Below are 6796 nucleotides of genomic sequence, written 5' to 3'. Positions count from 1 at the left end.
CCGCGCGTTCGGCTGCGCGATTCCAGTCCGTCCGGGGTTGTCCGGCTTCCCAGGTGGCCTCGCCATGCGGTTCGTTCTTCAGGTCGATGCCGATCACGCCGGGCACGTCGCGGAATCGCCGGGCCAGTTCCACCAGGTCGGCGATCCACGCCTCTTCCGAATAGTCGCGTGTGTGCCACAGCTCGGAGATGCGCTGGCAGTCGGGGCGGTGATGATCGAGCAGCACGTAGAACCCGCGGTCGCTCATCGCGCGGACCAGATGGTCCAGCAGTTCCGCCGAGTTCATGTCGACCAGATCGGGGTTCAGGTCGGGGTCGACACCGCGGGTGGCGACGCCGGCGATGGTGCCGGGGCATAGCGGCACCCGTATCGCGTTCGCGCCGATGGTTTCCATCTGCGTCAGCATGCCCGCCCAGTCACGCGCCCACAGGCCGTGGGGCGCATGGGTCTCCGTTTCGAAACCGAACCAGTTGACGCCGCGCAGCTGCACCACGCGGTCGTGCTCATCGACGATATGGCCGCCGGATGCACTGTAGGCACCCGCGCTCACGGCGTGCACCAGGCAAAGCATGGCGGAGGCAAGGCTGACGAAACGAAGCATCGCGTTGGAGCGTGGCCGGCGGGGACGGAGGGTTCGACCACGATACCGATCGACTATTGCGTGCGCGGCTCGCGAACAAGCTCGGTTCCCGCGGCCAGATCGTGCAGCGCGCGCCGCTCCGGGTCGATCAGGCACCACAGCAGTCCCAGTCCCAGCGTCATCCAGGCGACGATCAGGCGGACCAGGCCCTGCGTGAGCATCAGCCGGTCACCACTGCGGCTACGCACCCGCAGGCGCCATGCCTGCATGCCCAGCGTCTGGCCACTGCGGCACCAGAACCCGACGAAGAACAGCGCGGCCAGCGCGAACAGATAGATGCGATACCACGGCATGCCGGTGGTCACGCCTTGTCCCCCGGTGAACGGAAGCACCGCGAAGGTGCCCATGATCCAGATCCCGGCGACGATAAGGCTGTCGTAGACTACGGCGGCGAGACGAACCCAGAGGCTGGCTGGCGACGTGATGGTGGCCATGAATTTCAAGCGATTCCTGATGGTGCTGGCCACGGCGGCCGCGATGGCGGCGGCGGGCTGCGTGAGCGGACCGAATCCCCGCGACGTGGTCAGGGCCGAGCTGGATTCGGCATTCGCCTATCCGGGGATGCGCGCGTTTCCAGGATTATATGAGATCGTCGGCATCGACATCGTGCGCGAGCATGCGGTGAACGAGACGACCTATGACCTGGAAGCGGACGTCAAGGTCAGGCTGCTGAAGGATGTGGCCGACTGGGTGCGCACCGATGGCGTCGGCGGGCTGGGCGAAAACGGCTTCGCCGCGTACCGGAGATTTCGCAACGGCAAGGCCGGCGACACGTTCACCGAACGCGTGCAGTACCGCATCACCGAGAATGGCGAGGGCTGGTCGGGGCGTCGCAGGGACGCCACCTGAGGTCGTGAGCGCACCGGATATCTCGCCGGTCGTGCCCGTCGCGGCCGCCGGACTGGTGCTGGTGCGGCCGGATAACACCGTGCTGATGGTTCGCCGCCCGGCCACGGCGCGCTTCGCCCCGAATGCCTGGGTTTTTCCGGGTGGCCTGGTTGAAACGCATGACGGACTGGCGGATTGCGCCGTGCCGGTCGAGCAGGCCCTGGATGAGGATGGACTGCGGCCATACCGGGTCGCCGCCGTGCGCGAATGCCTGGAAGAAACCGGCCTGGCCTGCGTTGGGGCGCGGCCGTCATCCGAACAGCGCGAACAGGCGCGGCAGGCCCTGCACCGGGGCGCCCCGTTCTGGTCCACGATGGAGGCGCTGGTCCCGGGGGCGGTTCTTTCACCGCTGCACTATGTGAGCTTCTGGACCACGCCCAGCCTGTCGCCGCTGCGTTATTCCACCCGCTTCTTCATGACCGCTGCCCCCGACCATCAGGGGGCCGGAGAGGTCGACGGCGAGGAACTGACCGAGGCCCGCTGGGTGCGCCCGGAGCATGCGCTGGCTGCGCACCGCGACGGGCGTTTTCTGTTGCTGCCGCCCCAGCTGGCCCAACTGCGACAGTACGCCGCCGTCGTGGCATCGAACCATTTGGTGGAGTGGGCGGCGGCCGGTCCCCTCGTGGTCCCGAACGGCGGATAGGCCGGCGTGCGACCCACAAAAAAGGCCCGGCGGATGCCGGGCCTTTTGGTTCTGCCGTGATGCGATTTATTCGGGCAGGGTGACGGCGACAAACAACGGGTTGTCGCCGCGCTGCACCAGCACCGAAACCGGCTTGCCCTTGGGCAGGTCGTCGGCAACCTTGCGCAACTCCCTGGCCGAGCCGATGTTCTCGCGGCCGACACGGCGGATCACGTCACCCTGGCGGATGCCGGCCTGCGCCGCCGGGCCGTCCCGGTCGAGACCGACCACCACCACGCCACCACGATCGATGCCCAGGGCCTCGCGTTCCTCGTCGGTCAGGTCGCGCACGTTGGCGCCGAGGCCCCCGGTTTCCTGATCACCGCCGGAAGCGTTGCCGGCCACCTGCTGATCCTGGTCCTTGAGCTCCTCGATCTTGGCCTTGAGCGTCTTGCGCTTGCCGTCCCGCAGGATCAGCACCGGCACCTTGCTGCCGACAGGGGTTTCGCCAACGATCGGGGGCAGGGAGGACGACGAATCCACCTGCGTGCCGTTGAACTCGAGGATGATGTCTCCGGGTTCGATGCCCGCCCTGGAGGCCGGGCTGTCCTCCAGCACATTGGCGACCAGCGCTCCGCGTGGGCGATCCAGCCCGAACGAGCGCGCCAGATCCTGCGTCACGTTCTGGATGCTCACGCCCAGCCAGCCACGGCTGACATAGCCCTGGTCTTCCAGCTGTCTGGCGACCTGCATCGCGGTGTTGATCGGAATCGCGAATGAAACACCCTGGTACCCGCCGGAGCGCGAGTAGATCTGGGAGTTGATGCCGACGACCTCGCCACGCGTGTTCATCAGCGGCCCCCCGGAATTGCCGGGGTTGACCGCGACATCCGTCTGGATGAAGGGCACATAGGAATCGGACGGCAGGCTGCGCCCCAGCGCGGACACAATGCCCTGCGTCGCGGTGAAGTCCAGGCCGAACGGGGAGCCGATCGCCAGCACCCACTCGCCGACTTCCAGGTTGTCCGAATCGCCGAGCTTGAGCGTCGGCAGGTCGGTCGCGTCGATTTTCAGCACCGCGACATCGGAGCGCTCATCCAGGCCGACGAGCTTGGCGGTCAGTTCGCGCTGGTCGGACAGCCGCACGAGAATCTCGTCGGCATCCTTCACCACATGGGCGTTGGTCAGCACCGTGCCTTCGTCGGAGATGATGAAGCCGGAGCCCAGCGAATGCGCCGGGCGCTGGCGTGGCATGTTTGGCTCGCCGAAACGGCGGAAGAACTCGTTGAACGGGTGGTTTTCAGGCAGGTCGAACCCGAATCCGCCGCCCTGGGCCGAGCGTGTCTGGGTGGTGCTGATGTTCACGACCGCAGCCTGATTCTCTTTCACCAGGGTTCTGAAGTCGGGAAGGTTGTCCGCGTGCGCGGGTGCAGCCAGCAGCGTCGCGACCGCAGCGAACACGGTGAACAGCAGGGAAATCTTGCTTAGCTTCACGTCGCAATCCTTTCGGTTGATCGTTTTGAATGGACTTGATCTTCTGATCGTTGTCTTGAGAGCCGACCGGATCGGTCAAACCCTCAACCCTCGCCCCCGACGGTCACGCCGCCAGTGCTGCGGTGTCAGACCACAGTCAACCGAAATTGCTCCCCGCGAACCCGCGCGGGTGGTTCAACCCATGGCTGAACAGAGCACGGCGCCCGCGATGACCCCAAAGACGAAGCCATAGCAGCCCCATACATATCGGCGTTTCAAACGGCGCCGACCCGTAGAGTCGTAGTAGTGCATCCGTCCAGATCCGAAGAGGGCGACTCGACGCGAGTCGCAACCAAGTAATCGTTGCAACGCTCGTGCCCGTTCCCGGGGCACATGGCGCGCAGCGCGCCGGCGATCATAGCCGGACTATGTTTCGAATGGACGAATACGCTAGCAGCGTAACGTGCCGCTCAACTCCCCCCGAATGCGGGGAGGGGGCACGAAAATGGTACTCCCAAGGGGATTCGAACCCCTGTCGCCGCCGTGAAAGGGCGGTGTCCTAGGCCTCTAGACGATGGGAGCAGAGCCGTGGGGCGCGGTATTATAGTGAGCAACAACTGCAATTCAATCCCGTGGCCGGTCTGATCACCGGTTGCGGTGCGGAGACGCAAAGGAATTCGTCATTTCTGAGCCCATCATAATTTCGAGGGATGCGCACAACGTATCCCGCCAGCACATCTCCCAGGGCGCCCTGGATGTTCTCTACGACCTAGGCCGGGCGGGTTACGAGGCCTACCTGGTCGGCGGCGGCGTGCGCGATCTGCTTGCCGGTCTGCAGCCCAAGGACTTCGACGTGGCCACCGACGCCAAGCCGGAGGAGGTCAAGGATGTCTTCCGCCGGGCGCGCCTGATCGGTCGCCGCTTCCGCTTGGCTCATGTCCGGGCTGGCGGAGAAATCATCGAGGTCGCGACCTTTCGCGCGCAGCCGCGCACGCCGGAAGAGGGCGAAGAGCAGGCCGAGGAGGCGCTGGACGATGACGACCACATGCTCGACGAGGGTGGTCGTATCCTCCGCGACAACGTTTACGGCACGCTGGAAGACGACGCGTTCCGACGCGATTTCACCATCAACGCGCTGTACTACCGGGTTACCGACTTTTCCGTCGTCGACTACGTCGGTGGCATGGAAGACATGGCCGCGCGCCAGATCCGGCTGATCGGGGACCCGGAAACACGCTACCGGGAAGATCCCGTGCGGATGCTGCGCGCGGTGCGCATCGCCAACAAGCTCGGCTTCACGATCGAGGCCGCGACGGCGCAGCCGATTCGCGAGCTGGCGGGGTTGCTGACGGACGTGCCGGGCGCGCGCCTGTTCGATGAAGTGCTCAAGCTGTTTCTGTCCGAGCAGGCGGAAAAGAATTTTGACGACCTGATCGAACTGGGGTTGTTCCAGGTGCTGTTCCCGCAAACGGCAGCCTGTCTGCACCAGGATGGTGTGGATACGCTGATTCGCGGTGCGTTGCGGGGCACGGCGGAGCGGGTCCGCGAGGACAAGCCGGTCACGCCGGCGTTTCTCTATGCGGCACTGCTGTGGCCGGTGCTGCGTGGGGTCATGGAACCCGTGCTGGCCGACGGCCAGACCCTGGCGCAGGCGATCCCCGAGCTGTCCGGTGACGTGGTCGCCGAACAGGTGGAGACCGTTGCCATTCCGCGCCGCTTCTCCACGCCCATGCGGGAGATCTGGTCGCTGCAGCCGCGCTTCCACCGGCGCAACGGGCGGCGTCCCGAGCGCCTGGCCGCGCATCCGCGTTTTCGCGCCGCCTATGACTTCCTGATACTTCGCGCCGCGGCCGGCGAGGAGAGCGAGGAACTGGTGCAGTGGTGGACCGATTACCAGGACGGCCGCGCGCCGACACCGCCACCGGGTGGACCGAACCCGCGTGGCCGGCGCCGTCGGCGGCGCCGGCGTCCCGGCGGCGGGGCGAAAACCTCCGAATAGTCGGGGGCGCCATCGGTGAATAACAGCGTCATCGCCTATCTCGGGCTCGGCGCGAACCTGGGCAGGCCCGCCGAGACGCTGGCGGCCACGGTGCGCGCGATCCGCGAGTGGCCGCAGACGCGCTGTCGGGCCGTCAGCCGCCTATACCACTCGGCACCCATGGGGCCGGCCGACCAGCCGGATTTCTGCAACGCGGTGGTGCAACTGCGCACGGAGCTGTCAGCGCCCGCCCTGCTGGCACAGGCGCAGGCGACGGAGCGTGCATTCGGCCGCACCCGCTCGGATGTCCGCTGGGGTGCTCGCTCGCTGGATCTTGATCTGCTGCTGTATGGCGACGAGGTGGTTCAGGACGCTGATCTGGTGCTGCCTCATCCGGGGCTGGAGCAACGCGCCTTTGTCGTGTTTCCGCTGCTGGATGTGGCTGCGGATCTGACCTTGCCGAGCGGTCGTTCGCTGGCGGAGGTAGCGCGCAGGCTGGGGCAGGACGGTCTGCTGCGGGTGGAGGCCTGGGCGCCGTGAGGCGATACATCGCCATCGAGGGGCCGATCGGTGTCGGCAAGACCACGCTGACGCGGCGTCTGGCCGCCGACCTCGGCGCGAATCTGCTGCTGGAGGAGCCGGACGACAATCCGTTTCTGAAGGGTTTCTACGACGAGCCGACGCGCTACGCCTTTCAGGCGCAGCTCTGCTTTCTGTTGCAGCGAGCCGGGCAGATCGACGGCGTGCGGCAGCCGGACTTGTTCGCCGAGCCGGTGACGGTCGCTGACTTCTTTTTCGACAAGGATCCGCTGTTCGCCGAACTGACGTTGTCCGGCAGTGACTTCGCGCTCTACCGGGATCTGTTCAACCGCATGGCCTGGGCCGCGCCGGTGCCGGATGTGGTGGTGTACCTGCATGCGCCTACCGACGTGCTCGTACACCGGGTCGGCCTGCGTGGGCGGTCCGCCGAACAAAGCCTCGCCGCGGACTATCTGGACCAGGTGTCGGCCCGGTACCGGGCGTTTTTCGCTGACTACTCGCATCCGCACCTGATCACCGTGGATGCCGAGGCGATGGACCTGGTGGGTGACCCCGCCGCCTACGCCGCGGTGCGGGACGCCATCGACGGGCCGCCCGGCCGCGTTCATCTTCCCGGATAGCGCGGTGCTATCATCGCGCGCGTTTTTTCCCCGGA

The 6796-nt window shown here is 66.4% G+C and carries 8 protein-coding genes and 1 tRNA gene; 5 read left to right on the top strand and 4 right to left on the bottom strand.

Annotated elements, in window-relative coordinates:
- Window positions 1-601, bottom strand: a 601-nt coding sequence (locus ABNS06_RS06850; RefSeq protein WP_348673434.1) for a cellulase family glycosylhydrolase, incomplete at its 3' end; no start/stop codon positions are given.
- 53 nt (window positions 602-654) lie between these two features.
- On the bottom strand, window positions 655-1074 hold the full coding sequence (locus ABNS06_RS06845; protein ID WP_348673432.1) for an RDD family protein: 420 nt from the start codon (window positions 1072-1074) through the stop codon (window positions 655-657).
- On the opposite strand from ABNS06_RS06845, the gene ABNS06_RS06840 reads away from it, so the two are divergent.
- Both ABNS06_RS06840 and ABNS06_RS06835 read left to right on the top strand, forming a co-directional pair.
- Window positions 1073-1489: a hypothetical protein gene (locus ABNS06_RS06840; protein WP_348673431.1), complete on the top strand. Its 417-nt coding sequence runs from the start codon at window positions 1073-1075 to the stop codon at window positions 1487-1489. The genes ABNS06_RS06845 and ABNS06_RS06840 overlap by 2 nt on opposite strands.
- 4 nt (window positions 1490-1493) lie before the next feature.
- Window positions 1494-2171 (top strand): NUDIX hydrolase, encoded by a 678-nt coding sequence (locus ABNS06_RS06835; RefSeq protein ID WP_348673430.1) that lies wholly within the window; start codon window positions 1494-1496, stop codon window positions 2169-2171.
- A 66-nt stretch (window positions 2172-2237) separates the two neighbouring features.
- Here the strand turns inward: ABNS06_RS06835 and ABNS06_RS06830 are convergent, their stop codons facing one another.
- Together ABNS06_RS06830 and ABNS06_RS06825 are read right to left on the bottom strand one after the other, a co-directional pair.
- Window positions 2238-3644 (bottom strand): DegQ family serine endoprotease, encoded by a 1407-nt coding sequence (locus tag ABNS06_RS06830; protein ID WP_348673428.1) that lies wholly within the window; start codon window positions 3642-3644, stop codon window positions 2238-2240.
- Window positions 3645-4129: 485 nt separating this feature from the next.
- Window positions 4130-4205, bottom strand: a tRNA-Glu gene (locus tag ABNS06_RS06825).
- A gap of 70 nt (window positions 4206-4275) precedes the next feature.
- Here ABNS06_RS06825 and pcnB point away from each other — a divergent pair.
- The 3 genes from pcnB to ABNS06_RS06810 are packed head-to-tail and all read left to right on the top strand — an operon-like array spanning window position 4276 to window position 6761.
- A complete protein-coding gene (gene pcnB, locus ABNS06_RS06820) occupies window positions 4276-5622 on the top strand; it encodes a polynucleotide adenylyltransferase PcnB (protein WP_348673426.1) in 1347 nt (448 codons plus the stop codon).
- Window positions 5623-5637: 15 nt separating this feature from the next.
- A complete protein-coding gene (gene folK / locus ABNS06_RS06815; RefSeq protein WP_348673425.1) occupies window positions 5638-6141 on the top strand; it encodes a 2-amino-4-hydroxy-6-hydroxymethyldihydropteridine diphosphokinase in 504 nt (167 codons plus the stop codon).
- A complete protein-coding gene (locus tag ABNS06_RS06810) occupies window positions 6138-6761 on the top strand; it encodes a deoxynucleoside kinase (protein ID WP_348673424.1) in 624 nt (207 codons plus the stop codon). Before folK ends, ABNS06_RS06810 begins: the two co-directional genes overlap by 4 nt.
- Window positions 6762-6796 lie beyond the last annotated feature (35 nt).

This window comes from uncultured Abyssibacter sp. (assembly GCF_964000955.1).
Lineage (GTDB): Bacteria > Pseudomonadota > Gammaproteobacteria > Nevskiales > OUC007 > Abyssibacter.
Note: the sequence above shows the minus strand (reverse complement) of the source record. Positions and strands in the feature narration are given on the sequence as shown.